The sequence below is a fragment of the Vibrio sp. CB1-14 genome (genome assembly GCF_040412085.2).
Taxonomy (GTDB): Bacteria; Pseudomonadota; Gammaproteobacteria; order Enterobacterales; family Vibrionaceae; genus Vibrio; species Vibrio chaetopteri.
In genome coordinates this window covers 2,748,904-2,764,471 of record NZ_CP115920.1, presented here as the reverse complement: position 1 = coordinate 2,764,471, position 15,568 = coordinate 2,748,904, and the positions used below count along the sequence as shown (strand labels likewise).

Genomic DNA, 15,568 nt, shown 5'->3' with positions numbered 1-15,568 from the left:
ATGGACAAGCGCGCGCTGCTGACCGCAGTGATTTATGAACTTGAAAGCAAAGTGACAACACTGGTCTCTGCCATGGAGCAAACCGTAGATGCTGCGACCAATGAAGAAACCGTACCAGAGCACAAATATGACACGTTAGCACTGGAAGCGTCCTATTTGGCACATGGTCAGGCGATGCGTTTAGAGCAAATAAAGAACGACATCGCAACGTTAAAGCGTACGACGTTGCGTGAATTTTCTGAACAAGACAGTGTTGGATTAACAGCTTTAGTCTGTGTCGAGAATGATGATGAGCAAATCGCATGGTATTGGATGTTGCCCTGTGGCGGAGGCGTCACAATAAAGGATGCAAGGGTATTAACGAACTCTGGGTTGGCTGAACTCACTGTGTTGACACCACATTCGCCACTCGGTAAGGCTTTGCTTGGGCAGTATGAAGACGACGAAGTGAGTCTGGCCATCAGAGATTCCGTGCAGCACTATGCTATTATCTCGATTCAGTAAAGACTTTGGATCGCTTTGAGAATTGTACAGACGATCTGAACAATAGGGTGTGCTATGAAATTACCTCAACTTTTTCCAACTACAACAGCGCTGCTTAGCGGTGTCGTACTTAGCAGTGCATTAGTGGCGGGCAATGCTTATGCTTTTGGACAGTGCGCAGTGGACATTAAGAACGAAGTTCACCTAGATGGCGAGCAAGTCGAAATCGTTAAAGCCAGCTCTAAAGTCCTAATTGATGAAGACAACAATCTGTTCATTGACGGTAAAGCGATTGAATTGAGTCAGCTACAACAAGATGCCTTGGAAAGCTATCGAGAGAATATGAACAAGTACGTGCCGCAAGCGAAAGAACTCGCGGCCAATGGTCTTGAGCTGACCAATGAACTCATCGATGACGTCGCAGAGAGTTTCGATAACTCTGAGGCGTTTCAAAGCGTCAAACAAGCGGTCGGTGAGTTTTTTGCTGATGTGCAATCTCGCTACGAAGACAACGGTGATTTTGTTCTCAAATCGGAAGCCTTTAGCAGTTTTATGGACAATTGGGAGCAAGATTTAGCCAAGGCAAAAGAGGTCTTCAACAAAGAGTTCTTTAGTAGCGCATTTACCGCATTACAACAAAAGATGAGTGAAGAGGGTGGGTTAAATCTTACAGAGCTCTCTAAGCAGATGGATGAGCTCAAAGCAAAAATGTTGGACACCATGAAAGAGCAATCAGAGTCGTTAAAGCAGCAGGCAGAAGACTATTGTGACTCGCTAAATGATGTCGCAGAGCAAGAGCAGCAGTTGCAGAAAACTATTCCGGAGCTTAAGGACTATCAAGTCTTTACCATCTAATCTCTAAGTCCGCACCAAGCCTTGAGTAGATTCCTGCCTGCGCAGGAATGACGAACTAGGGGGGCTTACGCTCAACATGAACTGACCGAGCAGACGGGTAACAGTGTTAACCGAACAAATAGCGTGCAAAAAAAACAGCGAGTCGAACCTATTCTAAGTATTGTTCGTAAATTAATACTTACGTTTGCATTTTTTGTCTTCGTTAGTTTATTGCGCCAAATTGATTGCTTATAATCGATTTTTATCTTAATGTACCAGTAAACTAGTACATAAGAATCTTTACAGTGGATAATTCAAACTTAGCGACGGCTCCAAGGGAGCATTTCGGTTCTCGTTTAGGCTTCATTTTAGCCGCTGCAGGTGCAGCCGTAGGATTGGGTAATATTTGGGGCTTCCCAACACAAGCCGCCAGCAACGGTGGTGGTGCTTTCCTATTGGTGTATTTAGTCATGATATTGGTCGTGGCGTTTCCTATGTTAGTGGTGGAAATGGCCATCGGTCGACATGGGCAAGCCAACCCTGTCGATAGCATGAAGTCTCTTACCTCCCATCCTATCGGCAAGGTGGTTGGTGGCATAGTCGGTTGGATTGGCCTCGCGGTGCCTTGCGCAGTATTGGCGTTCTATTCCATCGTCGGCGGCTGGCTGATTTGCTTCTTGTTTGGCGCACTGGCAGACATTGCCGGTCTGACGTCACTTGCGGACTGGTTCAAAGGTTTTAGTGTCGAAAGAAATGTATTTGGTACAGTGCTTTTCTATTTGCTGACGGTGTTGATTGTTCAAGGCGGGGTAAAGAAGGGCATTGAAAAATGGTCGACACGTTTGATGCCATCGCTGTTCATCCTTTTTGGATTGCTGTTTATCTATATCATGATGCAGCGGGGCGCAGTTGAAGGGCTTAAACACTATCTGATCCCAGATTTTGAAAAAGTGTGGGACAGAAAACTCATCCTCGCGGCCATGGGACAAGGCTTCTTCTCGCTGACGATTGGTGGCTGTTCGATGCTTATTTACGGCTCTTACTTGTCGAAAAAAGAGAACCTGCCGAAAATGGCAATGAATGTGACCTTGGTGGATACCTCAGTGGCGTTTATTGCAGGCCTTGTGGTGATGCCGGCGATGTTTGTCGCGATGCAAAAAGGCGTTCAGATTTATGCAGAAGATGGCTCTCTATTGAGCTCAGATACCTTGGTCTTTACGGTATTACCACTGATGTTTGAGTCATTGGGCATGCTTGGTTTAGTGTTCTCAGTGGTGTTTTTCTTGCTATTGACCATTGCAGCGCTAACGTCATCTATTTCGATGCTGGAGTGTCCGGTTGCCCTTGTCGATGAGCGCTTTAACACCGGTCGTAAGAAAACCAGTTGGGTACTCGGTGCGCTTATTGCGCTGTTTAGTATCTACATCGTATTTAACTTTGGTGATCTGTTTGGATTTGTCGCTATGGTTGCGACGCAATACTTACAGCCTATTGCCGCACTGTTATTCTGCTTGTTTGGTGGTTGGGTTTGGAGCCGCGCGAGTAAGATTAAAGAGCTTGAACAAGGCTGCCCAGAGTTTCAACTTGGCTGGTTTGGTAGGGTATGGCCTTGGTACGTGAAGTTTGTGTGCCCAGTACTTGTTGTTACCGTGATTTGGGCGTCATTTGGCTAAACACTGACTATGAATCAAGAATGAAAAAAACACCGCTAGGTTTCCCTTAGCGGTGTTTTTGTCTATCGGAACTGACCGGCATCTTCTAGGAAGTCAAAGCCAGCACTGGCAAGCTTTTCGATAAGAGCAGGTTTACTGATGTCGAAGTAGTTGACGAGTTTATCTAAATCTCCTCCAAAGTCGTCACGCAGTTTCATGTTGACGATACTCATTAGCATCACAGGATCCATAGTTTCAAAGTTGGCTAGATTCATCTTTAGTTTCTACTTATCTTCAAAATCCGAAATCAAAAGGTTTGCTGCCGCGAATGCCGCTTGCTCACGGATATCTTTTGGTAGGCTTTCATTTGCAGCCACTTCGTTTAGAGTACGAACGGCACATGAAATTGCTTGTGGAATGTAGGCTTGATCGCCACTGCCAATTTGTGCGTAGATTTCGCGAACCAAATCACAACAACCGTAAACTTGCATAATGTCTTTCTCTATAAATGATAACTGGTCTCAATATACACAGGCTGCAGAGGAAACTCAAAAGGCACAATTGATGTGAAACAAAAAAGCCGACGTTTTGGTTAAACATCGGCTTATCAATCACAGTTCTGACTTAATTAAGCTTTCGCTGGAATCGTTTCTAGTAGTGCTACCATTTGGTTCCAGAATAGCTCAACCGTGTCGATTTTCACCTTCTCGTCAGGCGAGTGAGGGAACTTAATAGTTGGGACGAAAGAGACCATGTCCATGTTTGGATACGGTTCTTTGAATAGACCACATTCTAGACCCGCGTGGATCACCATGATGTTTGGTTTGTGACCGTAGATACCTTCGTACATATCACGGAAGATAGCCATGATCTCTGACTCTGGATCTGGCTTCCAACCCGGGTAGGCGCCAGAACATTCAATCGTCGCACCCGCAAGCTCTGCGACCGATGCCAACATGCCTTCTACTTGAGAGCGGCCTGAATCGATAAGCGAGCGAATAAGGCATAGTACTTCAACTTTATCCGCTTGCGTCGTGATCACACCAACGTTTAGTGAGGTCTCAACGACACCTTCAATGTCATCACTCATTCGAATAACGCCATTCGGGCAAGCATTCAGTGCTGCGATAAAGCGCGATTGAGCGTAAGACTCGAACACATCGCTAAGATCAGTTGCTTCGTTAAAGCTAACAATGTCAGTTTCAATAGCGCCTAGCTCAGATTTCACTAGCTCAGTGTAGAAGCTGTAAAGTTCTTCTAGCTTCGGTAGGTTTTCTTCTGGTAGTGCTAGAGTAACAAAACCTTCGCGTGGAATAGCGTTACGTAGGCTGCCACCACGGAATTCAATTAGGCGAGCATCAAGCTCTTTTGCGTGACCCGCTAAGAAGCGGCCGAGCAGTTTGTTGGCGTTGCCGCGACCAGTGTGAATATCACAGCCAGAGTGGCCGCCTTTCAGACCTTTCAGTGTTAGCTGACGCGCAACATAGCCTTGAGGTGCTGCTTCACGAGTGATGTCGAACGTAATGGCTGCGTCAATACCGCCCGCACAACCCATGTACACTTCGCCTTCTTGCTCAGAGTCAGTGTTTAGAAGAATGTCACCTTCTAGCCAGCCTGCCTCTAGGCCGAATGCGCCAGTCATGCCAGCTTCTTCATCGATGGTCAATAGAACTTCTAGTGGACCGTGTTTGATATCGTTTGAAGCAAGTACAGCCAGGCAAGTTGCCATACCGATGCCATTGTCAGCACCAAGCGTTGTGCCTTTTGCGGTTACCCACTCACCATCAATGTATGGCTGGATTGGGTCTTGAGTAAAATCGTGGTCAGTGTCTTCATTTTTCTGAGGCACCATATCGATGTGCGCTTGTAGAACCACACCTTTCTTGTCTTCCATGCCTGCCGTTGCTGGCTTTTTAATGAATACGTTGCCTGTATCGTCGCGTTTTACATCAAGACCTTGCTCTTTCGCCCAGCCAATAATGTACTGTGCTAGGGCTTCTTCATGTTTTGAAGGGTGTGGGATTGAGCAGATTTTGTCGAAAAATTGCCAAACCGGTGCCGGTGACAACTTGCTGATTTCAGAATGGAATTCAGACACGGAACTCTCCTTTATGCAGACTAGGCTAGATTGTTATTCCCCAGATGTTTAGATTCGAGGTGAGAACATCTGGTTTTCTAGCTTATTTAAGATAAAGAGAAGGATACCATTAGTTGTAAACAACGAGTAGTAAAAGCAAAGCAATTATGTAATGTCGCGTGTTACTGGAATGATTTATAAAATGCACTGGTATGCATATTGGTGATAATGCCATCCGTAATAAAATTACAGAATTGGCAGTGGATTTCAATGATTATGAAATTTATGTGACTTAGATCGCCATAAGTCTTGTAATTTAAATCCAATATGGTATTCTTTTGAACAGTTGAGTGATTCAACATAGCTTGTTCAAGGATTGAGCCCGATTTATCGCCTCCAAGGAACCGAGATTCAAAGCAACTTTATCCATTATCCATTATTTGTTTTGTTAGAAGGTGATGTTATGCAAGGTTTAGCAAGCGCGATGTTTTGGACCAACCAAAACGTATACACGAAAGACTTCGCGTACAATGTCTACTACGGTAGATAGTCATTAAGATTTTCCCCTAAATTGAGAATTTGTTGTTGGTTATATACCCCAATTGATGACCAAATTATTCTACCGCCACTCTCTGGAGTGGCGTTTTTTTTGCCTTTTTCTAAGAAATGCCATCTTAATCTCAAAAAGGATGGTGAATTTTTGTCCAGTTATCTCACCTTATCGCTATGATGAAATAGGGCGCAAACGCGGTAACTATTTCAATTTGTTAGCAGTCGTTACCGAATAGGTTTCATATCAAGCGGAAAATATGTTGATTAGAGTCTAAATTCTAGCTGGAATTTGCGTTTTGATAACCTTATAATTCGCGCCAATCGTTTACGCAACCGTTTACTTTTTACACTTTTTAGGGATTCGATTATGCTCGAGAAGCTGTTCAAGCTCAGTGAAAATGGCACTACAGTGCGCACTGAGATTATCGCAGGTATTACTACCTTCCTGACGATGGCTTACATTATTTTTGTTAACCCAGCAATTCTAGCTGATGCCGGCATGGATCGCGGCGCAGTATTCGTTGCTACTTGTCTAGCAGCTGCGATTGGCTGTTTTATCATGGGCTTTGTTGCTAACTACCCAATTGCTCAAGCGCCAGGTATGGGTCTAAACGCCTTCTTTACCTACGCGGTAGTGCTGGGCATGGGCTATACATGGCAAGTCGCGCTGGCGGCGGTATTCTGTTCTGGTATTTTATTCATTCTCTTGAGTGTGTTTAAGATCCGTGAGTGGATCATTAACTCCATTCCTATGTCGCTTCGTACTGGTATCTCTGCGGGTATTGGTCTGTTCTTAGCGCTGATTGCTCTAAAGAACGCGGGTATCGTAGTTGATAACCCAGCGACGCTTGTATCTCTAGGTCACATTACCTCTCTTCCAGCTACGTTAGCTGCTGTAGGTTTCTTCATTACTATCGCTCTTGTTCACCGTGGTGTGAAAGGCGCGGTAATGATTGCTATCCTTGCAGTAACAGGTCTAGGCCTTATTTTTGGTGATGTTCAGTGGGGCGGCATTATGTCTACGCCACCAAGCATTGCACCAACGTTCATGCAGCTTGATTTCTCTGCAGTGTTCGAAATCGGTATGATTTCTGTTGTGTTTGCTTTCCTATTTGTTGACTTGTTCGACACGGCAGGCACGCTAGTAGGTGTTGCTCAAAAAGCAGACCTAATCGGTAAAGATGGTAAGATCCCACGTCTTAATAAAGCACTACTGGCTGACTCAACAGCAACATCAGTAGGTGCGCTACTCGGCACATCAAACACGACTTCTTATGTAGAAAGTACAGCAGGTGTTGCGGCAGGTGGTCGTACTGGTCTTACTGCAGTTGTTGTTGGCATTTTGTTTGTACTTGCTTTATTCTTCTCGCCTTTGGCGGGTATGATCCCAGCTTACGCAACCGCGGGTGCGCTATTCTATGTAGCAATTCTCATGATGTCTGGTCTAGTTGGTATCGACTGGAGAGACATTACTGAAGCGGCACCGGTTGTTGTAACTTGCTTGCTGATGCCATTTACATTCTCAATTGCAGAAGGCATCTCACTTGGCTTCATCGCTTACGCGGCTATTAAGGCATTGAGTGGTAAAGGTCGTGACGTATCTATGAGTGTATGGGTAATGTCTGCAATCTTTGTCATCAAGTACATTGTGGCTGCTTAAGTCTCGAATACGGTTTAATTAGGTTATTATTATGGCTAACAAATTCATCATCACTTGGGACAATATGCACGCATATTGCCGTCAACTCGCTGAGCGTCAAATGCCAGCTGAACAGTGGAAAGGCATTATCGGTGTAAGTCGTGGCGGTCTAGTACCAGCAGCGATTCTAGCTCGTGAGCTAGGTATTCGTTATGTAGATACAGTATGTATCTCTAGCTACGACCACGATCACCAACGTGATATGACGGTACTAAAAGCACCAGAGCACGACGGTGAAGGTTACCTAATCGTTGATGATCTAGTGGATAGCGGCGACACGGCTCGTAAAATCCGTGAAATGTACCCTAAAGCTAAGCTAGTAACAGTGTGTGCTAAGCCTGCTGGCGTTGAGCTAGTTGACGAATATATTGTTGATATCGACCAAGATTGTTGGATCGAGCAGCCATGGGATATGGCACTGTCTTACGTTGAGCCAATTAACCGTAAGCAAAAGTAAACAGTGATGTTTAAAAAAACCGCGATAGTTGATATCGCGGTTTTTTTTCGTCTAGCGATTACTGGAACCACTGGCGATACACTTTGAATTGTCCTGTCTGTAAATCCGTCAGCTAGATTGTTGGCTGATGTTTTTTTGGCGACGCTTCGGTTCATAGTTCGAAATAGCCACGCCGACAAAGATGATAGCGGAGCCTATCCATTGGCTGACTGAGATGTCTTCCTTGAGATAGAACACCGACAGAAACACGGTAATTACGGGTACTAGATTAATAAATGAGGACGCACTGGCTGCACCAATAACGGAAATTGCTTGGTTGAAAAATAGATATGCCACTACAGAGCCACCCAAGGCCATAAATAGGATGGCAACAATGGCGTCGAAGCCTATTGGCTTCAATACCATAGCATTACCTGTCATTGCCCATTCAATGAGTGGCCACGGAAGCAGCAACAGACTTCCATACAGGAAGATATAGTACATAAACAGATTGTTTGGCGTATCTTGTTTGTTGCGTTCGACAAAAATGTTGTAAACAGCAAAGCAGAATGTGCTAAGCAGAAGCAACAGGTCGCCAACGGAATACTCAATACTGAGCAGTTTATCCAATTGCCCATCAAATACGATGTAAATAACCCCCACATAGGCCGCGATAAAGCCAACCACTTTGGTGAGACTCTCTCGTTTTCCGCTGCAAGTAGCGATAAACAGTGTTAGACAAGGAATCGTTGCTTCAATGACACCTGCGTTGAATGCACTTGATAGGTCAAGGCCTCGGAAGTAGAAGTAGTAGCAGGCGGTGATCCCAAAGAAGGCGGTGAGCGCTACCTTGATATGGCGCATTATTGGCATGGAATAGCGCTGAATCTGTCGCCGATAAAGCAGCGCTAACACCAAAGCGGCAATACCGAATCTTAATATAGTGACCATAGAGACAGAAAAGGTCTCCATCGCTATTTTCCCTGCGATGGCCGAGCCTCCCCAAAAAAAAGCAGAAAGGAATAATTTGAAGTAGGTCGTCAGGTTCATCGCTTGGCTAAAGTCCATGTGTGGTAATCTTTACCAAAGGCTATAAGCAAAAAGGCTCATACAACAGAATGGATAGGGACAAAATGCATCAAGATCATGCCAACTCGTTGCCACACGCTGTTGTTTTAGTGGGATTCGAGTTACTGAGAACCTTTGAGTTTGGCTGTGCGGTGGAAATTTTTGGACTTGAACGACCAGAGCTTGGCGTTGATTTGTATCAGTTTAAAGTGTGTGGGATAGAGTCAAGTACGGTGCAAGCGATAGGGGGCGTGTCGGTGACGTTTGAGCACGGTCCAGAGATACTAGAGCAAGCCGACACAATCATTCTTCCTGGTTGGCGAGATGTTAATGAGCAGCCCCCAGAGGTATTGGTCAATGCACTAAAGCGAGCTCATGAACGAGGCGCACGTATTTGTAGTATTTGCACAGGGGCATTTGTGCTCGCAGCAGCAGGGTTACTCAATGGTCGAGCGGTGACGACACATTGGCATCATTCAAACCTACTGTCACAACGCTATCCAAGCCTTCGGGTGTCCCCATCTTCGCTGTACATCGAAGATGGCAATATCTTGACCTCAGCGGGCTCAGCGGCGGGATTGGACATGATGCTCTATATCGTACGTCAGGATTATGGTTATAGAATTGCCAATATGGTGGCACAGCGCTTGGTGATACCGGCATACAGAGATGGTGAACAGCTACAGATCGTTTCTCAAGAAGCGATGGCGACTTCGCAGACTAAGATTGCGGAAGTTATGGATTGGGTAAGAGAGAGACTGTCTGAACCTCACAATGTGGACTCTCTTGCCAGTCAGATGGATATGACGCCGCGTACTTTTCAGCGAACATTTAAGAATGTTGTAGGGCTCCCTGTGATTGAATGGCTAACGCGAGCACGAGTGGATCGCGCTAAAGAACTGCTAGCAACGACCTCTTCAACGGTGTCACACATTGCCTACCATTGCGGCTTTGCCTCCGAAAGTACCTTCCGACACCAGTTTCGAAAGCTAGTAAGTCAAACGCCAACTGAGTTTCGGCGTCAATCATCGAGTAATTTGCAGCAATTGAGAGACAAAAACACTGAATAATCGCGATTATTCGATTATATTGTTGCTGTTAACAGGTAATGCTAGGTGCGCGTATGTCCGAAGAAGTCAGCAAAAACATCTCTGAAACCTTGTTTGAAAAAAACAAGCAGGCTAAAGAAACCTCCCACCTTATCCGGTATATGCCAAGCAGTATCCGAGTGCTTGAGGAGCGTCGATCACAGCAGCCAACCTCTTGGTATCGCAACTTATTGCGTTTGCAGTGGGTTTGGCAAGGGATGGATCCGATTGAATTAGAGTCGGTATTGGCAAAAATTGCCTCTTCAGAACACTCGAGAACGGTTGATGAGTGGCTGGATACCGTTATGGGGTACCACGGTGGCAACTGGAACTATGAGTGGACTAAGCATGGCATGATGCATCAAAAGCGTGCCAATGATTTGCAAGGCGATGCTGCGGCGGAAGAGCTGTTTAAAGCATCGCTTAGCTTTAGTATCGCAGGCTACCCCCATCTTAAAAATGACAACTTGGCACTGCAAGCTCAGGTTCTGGCAAATAACGCCTACAATGAAGCCGCGAAACACACCAGTCACATCATTAAGCAAGTTGAGATTCCTTATCAGAATCGACGCATTACCGCTAACCTTCACCTGGTAAGCACCGAAAAACCTCAGCCTGTTGTCATTGTTAGCGCTGGACTTGATTCGTTGCAAACCGATATGTGGCGTTTATTTAGAGACTACCTAGCGCCGGCCGGTATCGCGATGTTGACGGTGGATATGCCATCGATAGGGCACAGCTCACACTGGCCACTAACCGAAGATACCTCTTGTCTGCACCAAGCGGTAATACAAGAGCTGCCAAATATTCCTTGGGTTGACCATTTTAGAGTGGGTTTGCTCGGCTTTCGTTTTGGCGGCAACGCCATGGCTCGTTTGTCGTTTCTTGAGCCAGATAAAATTAAAGCGTGCGTGACGCTTGGTGCACCAATTCACCACTGTTTAGCGACACCGAAGATCATTCAGTCGATGCCGAAAATGTATATCGATATGCTAGCGTCTCGTCTTGGGAAAGATGCGGTAGACATTAATAGCCTTGCTGGGCAACTGATGGCATGGTCGCTGAAAATTCAAGGCTTCTTATCATCTCGCCGAACTAAAGTGCCTATTTTGGCAATGAGTATGGAAGGGGATATTGTGTCGCCGCTATCCGATAACCGCTTGTTAGCGATGTTTAGTCAATATGGCAAAGCACGTGAGATACCTGCAAAAGGCATAGCTAAGGGATATGCGCAATCCCTCGAAATGGCCATCAAGTGGTTGGAGGACGAACTTTTAAAGTGACATTTGTGCAAATTTAGTGAACTATGTGAAATGATTGTGTAATCAAGTGCATGATAAAAATATAAATTAAACACAATTTATTATCGCTATTTATGTTTTATCCCTATTTCATATAGAAACGGAGTTTCCCTATGTCAGAAACGGCGAAAACCCCTACTCACTATCGCTTAATTGCTGCGTTTAAAGCTATTGGTCCGTATTTACGAGAAACCTTGAGTAAAGACGGTAGCTATCACTTTGACTGCCTTTCGGTGTGCGTGGATGATGCCAAATCTCCAGAAGATAGAGAGTTTTGGGGCTGGTGGCTCGATTTAGCCCTAGTAGATGGGCAGTTTGAGGCGACGTATCAAATCGGTCGCTACAACCAAACAGGCGAGTGGATTTTAGAATCGGCACCAAAATCGGCTATTAACGAAATAAATCGCACCCAAGAGGTGTTTCATCAAAAATTGGAAGCGACACTTAAGGATAAGTTCGAACTCGCTGTCTCTATTCATGACGACTCAGTAGAGTTTGTATAACCGCCTGTCATTAGGCTCCAGAGCCAGCCTTGAGCAGCTTTGGAGCCTTTTTTGTGCCTCTTTGCCCCCCGCTTTGCTTTTTTACTTGTACAAATGATGTTTGATTGCTAAAACATCACTCCTTATTCAATTTTTCACGTCAAACAAGTAGAGATAACTTTGGATATTACTCGTCAAACTGCCGACAAAAAAACGGTAGTGGTGAAGTTAGGTACTAGTGTCCTAACAGGTGGTTCCCTAGCGCTAAATAAAGCGCACATGGTTGAGCTGGTCAGACAATGTGCTGAGCTGAAAAAGCTTGGACACTCCGTTGTAATGGTATCGTCAGGTGCAATTGCGGCGGGTCGCGAGCACCTAGGTTACCCCGAACTTCCCAAAACGATGGCGAGTAAGCAGCTTTTAGCCGCTGTTGGTCAAAGCCAGCTTATTCAAGTATGGGAGTCTTTGTTTGCTATTTACGGGCTTAAAATCGGCCAAATGCTGCTAACGCGTGCCGATCTTGAAGATCGTGAACGCTTTCTTAATGCACGCGATACCATCAATGCCTTGGTTGAGAACGACATCATTCCAGTGGTGAATGAGAACGACGCAGTTGCGACCAGTGAAATTAAGGTTGGCGACAACGACAATCTATCGGCATTGGTGGGTATTTTGTGTGGTGCGGATAAGCTGTTGCTGCTTACCGACCAACGCGGTTTGTTTACCGCCGATCCTCGCAAAGACCCAAATGCAGAGTTGATCCGTGAAGTGACAACGATTGATGAAACGCTTCGCAAGATCGCAGGTGGCAGCGGTACCACATTAGGAACCGGTGGTATGGCAACCAAGCTTCAAGCGGCAGACATTGCACGCCGAGCAGGGATTGAAGTTATTATTGCAGCGGGTAGTGCGGAAAACGTGGTGTTTGACTCACTATCTGATGAGCCTCAAGGTACTCGCTTCTTGCCTCTACCAGAAGCATTGGAAAATCGTAAACGTTGGATACTCGCAGGCCCTGCAGCAACCGGTAACATTGTTATCGATTCAGGCGCAGTGAATGCGGTAATAGGCAAGGGCAGTAGCTTACTTGCTAAAGGGGTTATAAAAGTTTCAGGCCGCTTCGCTCGTGGTGAAGTGGTACGTGTGACGACCAATGACGGGGCTTTAGTTGCAAAAGGAATTTGTGGCTACTCCGATGCCGATCTGTCCAAAATAGCAGGTAAGCACAGTAAAGAAATTGCTGATACGCTTGGCTATGATTATGGTGCAGAAGTGATTCATCGCGACGATATGGTCGTCATTCAAGATTAAGAATAAAGGGAACCGTTATGGACATGATTAAACTAGGCCAAAACGCGAAGCAAGCCAGCTTTGCTTTGGCGACCGCGTCAACGGCGCAAAAGAATCGCGCACTGCAAATCATTGCCGATGAACTTGAAGCAAACGCCGACGTTATTTTGGCTGCGAATGCGAAAGACATCGACCTAGGTCGTGAAGCCGGTCTAACAGAAGCGCTACTTGATCGTCTGCTGCTGAACAAACAACGCCTGAAAGGCATTGCTGATGACGTTCGCAACGTTATCACTCTGTCTGATCCTGTTGGCAGTGAAATCGACAGCAAAGTGCTTGAAAACGGCATGAGCCTATCGCGCCGCCGCGTGCCACTTGGTGTTGTTGGTGTGATTTATGAAGCACGTCCAAACGTTACGATTGATATCGCAGCACTGTGTTTGAAAACCGGTAACGCCAGCATCCTTCGTGGTGGTAAAGAGACCTTCTTCTCTAACATGGAACTGGTTAAAGTGATCCAGTCTGCACTCGATAAAGCGGGTCTGCCTGCGGCATCAGTACAGTACATTGAAAAACCGGATCGTGAACTGGTTTCTAAGCTACTTAAGCTGGATGACTACGTAGACATGATCATCCCGCGCGGTGGTGCTGGTCTTCACAAAATGTGTAAAGAGAACAGTAACATCCCAGTTATCATCGGCGGCTTTGGCATTAGCCATATCTTTGTTGATGATAGTGCGGATCTTGCTCGTTCTTTGGATGTGGTTGAGAACTCAAAAGTGCAACGTCCATCGGCATGTAACTCATTAGATACTCTGCTTGTGCACGAGAAAGTCGCAACTGAATTCCTACCAATGATCGCTGAGCGCTTGAAAGGTAAAGTTTCACTGGTCACAGAGCCAAAAGCGAAAGCGATGTTGGCAGGTTTTGATGATTTGCGTGACGCAGGTGAGGGTGACTTTGATACCGAGTGGCTGAGTTTCACTTTAGGTGTGAAAGTTGTGGCAGATGTTGAAGAAGCCATCGACCATATGCGCGTTCATAACGCTAGCCACTCTGATGCGATCATGACTAACAGCCTAATTAACTCAGAGAAATTCATTAACTCTGTAGGCTCAGCTGCAGTTTACGTAAATGCTTCGACACGCTTCACGGACGGCGCTCAATTTGGTCTTGGTGCAGAAGTTGCGGTATCAACGCAGAAACTCCATGCTCGCGGCCCTATGGGGCTAGAAGAGTTAACCAGCTACAAGTGGGTGGGTAAAGCGGATTACTTACCGCGTCCATAACGCTTGACTACATTGAATACAAAAAGAGTCAGTCGAATATCGGCTGACTCTTTTTTTGTTTTGAGGTGGTCATTTCAACCTAGCGTGTTGCTCTTGCCAAAAATCTGTCTAAATGGTTGGCAAATTCACGGCGCTCTGTCTGCCCAAGTGGTGCCGGACCACCAGTTTGAACTCCACTAGAGCGCATAGTGTCCATAAAGTCACGGATATTAAGACGAGCCTTAATGGTATCTTTAGTATAAAGCTCACCGCGTGGGCTGAGCGCCAAAGCATTTTTAGTGATCACTTCATCTGCCAAAGGAATATCAGACGTGATAACCAAGTCACCGGCGTTGACTCTTTTCACGATTTCATTGTCTGCAATGTCAAACCCAGCAGGTACGGTTAGCGAGTGGATATTGTCTCGTTTCGGTACAGGTACGCTGTGGTTAGCAACAAAGGTACAGGTTAAGCCAGTGCGTTCCGCGGCTCGGCACAGTGTTTCTCGAATCACTTTTGGGCATGCATCGGCATCGACCCAAATCTTAACGGCTTGTTTTAACGGTTCAGTCACGAGATTGCTCCAATGCAGTCAATCGCTGAGTCAGTGTGGCAACTTGCTGCTCTAATTCCTTCACTCTTAGCTCTAGAGGTTGCTCTGCTTTCTCAGCAGCGATTTCAACTTTTGGTACATGTTGACTGCTCTTCCAAGATTTGATCACGGTGATCAGCGCAGGCATAGGTACTTTAGTCTTCAAACGCGCTTTTACTAGTGCGACGGTTGGCTCTTTTCCCTCTGCGTGCAATGAGCTGATTGCAGCTTCAATCTCAGCGGAGACATCTTTGGTTATCATGTTGGTTATTCCGTTAAATAGGCTAGCCATTAATAGTACCTTCGAATCTAAGGGAGGTACAGATGGAGCTTGTGTGACGGTCATCACCAGTGACTTAAAGCGAGTGAATCTAAGACATTAGCCAATTTGGAAACACCCTGTGCGAGATCTCTCACACGAGCTGTGAGATAAAGAGAAAAAATCGCCAGAAATTTGGAAGAGAAAATCAATAAGCTCATGTTAAATATGGTATTTAACCTTTAATTAACAGTGTCGACGAAAAACTTTTTGAATTGGGTAGATTGTCCAGAATCGCCATTAGGGTAAATTAGAACCTGTCGGAAGGATGCTGACACGGAACAGGAATGACATTGGAAGGTCATCTTCAGGAAGAAGATTTGGTTACCAAGGGAAACGTAACCAGCACGGAAGTTAGGATAGCGCGGGAAGCGAACAATCATCAGGACGGTGATTTTTAGGGAAATGGATACACTCAGGAAGAGTG

General features: G+C 45.7%; 16 protein-coding genes. 10 read left to right on the top strand and 6 right to left on the bottom strand.

Features of this window, described 5'->3' with window-relative positions; translation table 11 throughout:
• The 3 genes from PG915_RS12535 to PG915_RS12525 all read left to right on the top strand — a co-directional run bounded on the left by PG915_RS12535 (position 1) and on the right by PG915_RS12525 (position 2,990).
• A complete protein-coding gene (locus PG915_RS12535) occupies positions 1-504 on the top strand; it encodes a transcription elongation factor (protein WP_353496816.1) in 504 nt (167 codons plus the stop codon).
• A 54-nt stretch (positions 505-558) separates the two neighbouring features.
• The gene (locus tag PG915_RS12530; RefSeq protein WP_353496815.1) at positions 559-1,338 is read left to right on the top strand and encodes a DUF2884 family protein; all 780 of its coding nucleotides are present in this window, start codon (positions 559-561) and stop codon (positions 1,336-1,338) included.
• 284 nt (positions 1,339-1,622) lie between these two features.
• Positions 1,623-2,990: a sodium-dependent transporter gene (locus PG915_RS12525; protein ID WP_353496814.1), complete on the top strand. Its 1,368-nt coding sequence runs from the start codon at positions 1,623-1,625 to the stop codon at positions 2,988-2,990.
• Positions 2,991-3,052: 62 nt separating this feature from the next.
• Here PG915_RS12525 and PG915_RS12520 read toward each other — a convergent pair whose 3' ends face one another.
• From PG915_RS12520 to PG915_RS12510, 3 genes are all read right to left on the bottom strand, one after another.
• Entirely contained in the window at positions 3,053-3,244 is a 192-nt protein-coding gene (locus PG915_RS12520; RefSeq protein ID WP_112462096.1) for a DUF4250 domain-containing protein, read from the bottom strand.
• A 9-nt stretch (positions 3,245-3,253) separates the two neighbouring features.
• Positions 3,254-3,460, bottom strand: coding sequence for a YaeP family protein (locus tag PG915_RS12515; RefSeq protein WP_353496813.1), 207 nt, complete (start codon positions 3,458-3,460; stop codon positions 3,254-3,256).
• Between the two features lie 137 nt (positions 3,461-3,597).
• Entirely contained in the window at positions 3,598-5,067 is a 1,470-nt protein-coding gene (locus tag PG915_RS12510) for an aminoacyl-histidine dipeptidase (protein WP_353496812.1), read from the bottom strand.
• An 898-nt stretch (positions 5,068-5,965) separates the two neighbouring features.
• Between PG915_RS12510 and PG915_RS12505 the strand changes: the two genes are divergently transcribed.
• Positions 5,966-7,258 (top strand): solute carrier family 23 protein, encoded by a 1,293-nt coding sequence (locus PG915_RS12505; RefSeq protein ID WP_112462098.1) that lies wholly within the window; start codon positions 5,966-5,968, stop codon positions 7,256-7,258.
• A gap of 31 nt (positions 7,259-7,289) precedes the next feature.
• On the top strand, positions 7,290-7,754 hold the full coding sequence (gpt, locus tag PG915_RS12500) for a xanthine phosphoribosyltransferase (protein ID WP_042477599.1): 465 nt from the start codon (positions 7,290-7,292) through the stop codon (positions 7,752-7,754).
• 108 nt (positions 7,755-7,862) lie between these two features.
• On the opposite strand, the gene PG915_RS12495 is transcribed toward gpt, so the two are convergent.
• The gene (locus tag PG915_RS12495; RefSeq protein WP_353496811.1) at positions 7,863-8,801 is read right to left on the bottom strand and encodes a DMT family transporter; all 939 of its coding nucleotides are present in this window, start codon (positions 8,799-8,801) and stop codon (positions 7,863-7,865) included.
• 65 nt (positions 8,802-8,866) lie between these two features.
• On the opposite strand from PG915_RS12495, the gene ftrA reads away from it, so the two are divergent.
• The 5 genes from ftrA (at position 8,867) to PG915_RS12470 (ending at position 14,251) form a co-directional block, all read left to right on the top strand.
• On the top strand, positions 8,867-9,871 hold the full coding sequence (gene ftrA / locus PG915_RS12490; RefSeq protein WP_353496810.1) for a transcriptional regulator FtrA: 1,005 nt from the start codon (positions 8,867-8,869) through the stop codon (positions 9,869-9,871).
• Between the two features lie 53 nt (positions 9,872-9,924).
• On the top strand, positions 9,925-11,172 hold the full coding sequence (gene frsA / locus PG915_RS12485; protein ID WP_353496809.1) for an esterase FrsA: 1,248 nt from the start codon (positions 9,925-9,927) through the stop codon (positions 11,170-11,172).
• A gap of 131 nt (positions 11,173-11,303) precedes the next feature.
• Positions 11,304-11,693, top strand: a complete 390-nt coding sequence (gene crl, locus PG915_RS12480) for a sigma factor-binding protein Crl (protein ID WP_353496808.1) — start codon at positions 11,304-11,306, stop codon at positions 11,691-11,693.
• Between the two features lie 159 nt (positions 11,694-11,852).
• A complete protein-coding gene (gene proB, locus PG915_RS12475; protein WP_418642026.1) occupies positions 11,853-12,983 on the top strand; it encodes a glutamate 5-kinase in 1,131 nt (376 codons plus the stop codon).
• Positions 12,984-13,000: 17 nt separating this feature from the next.
• Positions 13,001-14,251, top strand: coding sequence for a glutamate-5-semialdehyde dehydrogenase (locus PG915_RS12470; protein ID WP_353496807.1), 1,251 nt, complete (start codon positions 13,001-13,003; stop codon positions 14,249-14,251).
• A 79-nt stretch (positions 14,252-14,330) separates the two neighbouring features.
• On the opposite strand, the gene PG915_RS12465 is transcribed toward PG915_RS12470, so the two are convergent.
• Both PG915_RS12465 and PG915_RS12460 read right to left on the bottom strand, forming a co-directional pair.
• Entirely contained in the window at positions 14,331-14,804 is a 474-nt protein-coding gene (locus PG915_RS12465) for a YaiI/YqxD family protein (RefSeq protein WP_353496806.1), read from the bottom strand.
• Complete coding sequence (locus tag PG915_RS12460; protein ID WP_353498720.1) at positions 14,797-15,084, bottom strand: hypothetical protein; 288 nt, start codon at positions 15,082-15,084, stop codon at positions 14,797-14,799. The genes PG915_RS12465 and PG915_RS12460 overlap by 8 nt, the downstream gene beginning before the upstream one ends.
• Positions 15,085-15,568 lie beyond the last annotated feature (484 nt).

What these genes read in the sequence shown, in the direction of transcription:
- PG915_RS12535 (WP_353496816.1), top strand. Translation starts at nt 1, where the DNA reads ATGGACAAGCGCGCGCTGCTGACCGCAGTGATTTATGAACTTGAAAGC.
- PG915_RS12530 (WP_353496815.1), top strand. Translation starts at nt 559, where the DNA reads ATGAAATTACCTCAACTTTTTCCAACTACAACAGCGCTGCTTAGCGGT.
- PG915_RS12520 (WP_112462096.1), bottom strand. Translation starts at nt 3,244, where the DNA reads ATGAATCTAGCCAACTTTGAAACTATGGATCCTGTGATGCTAATGAGT.
- PG915_RS12515 (WP_353496813.1), bottom strand. Translation starts at nt 3,460, where the DNA reads ATGCAAGTTTACGGTTGTTGTGATTTGGTTCGCGAAATCTACGCACAA.
- PG915_RS12505 (WP_112462098.1), top strand. Translation starts at nt 5,966, where the DNA reads ATGCTCGAGAAGCTGTTCAAGCTCAGTGAAAATGGCACTACAGTGCGC.
- gpt (WP_042477599.1), top strand. Translation starts at nt 7,290, where the DNA reads ATGGCTAACAAATTCATCATCACTTGGGACAATATGCACGCATATTGC.
- PG915_RS12495 (WP_353496811.1), bottom strand. Translation starts at nt 8,801, where the DNA reads ATGGACTTTAGCCAAGCGATGAACCTGACGACCTACTTCAAATTATTC.
- ftrA (WP_353496810.1), top strand. Translation starts at nt 8,867, where the DNA reads ATGCATCAAGATCATGCCAACTCGTTGCCACACGCTGTTGTTTTAGTG.
- frsA (WP_353496809.1), top strand. Translation starts at nt 9,925, where the DNA reads ATGTCCGAAGAAGTCAGCAAAAACATCTCTGAAACCTTGTTTGAAAAA.
- crl (WP_353496808.1), top strand. Translation starts at nt 11,304, where the DNA reads ATGTCAGAAACGGCGAAAACCCCTACTCACTATCGCTTAATTGCTGCG.
- PG915_RS12470 (WP_353496807.1), top strand. Translation starts at nt 13,001, where the DNA reads ATGGACATGATTAAACTAGGCCAAAACGCGAAGCAAGCCAGCTTTGCT.
- PG915_RS12460 (WP_353498720.1), bottom strand. Translation starts at nt 15,084, where the DNA reads ATGATAACCAAAGATGTCTCCGCTGAGATTGAAGCTGCAATCAGCTCA.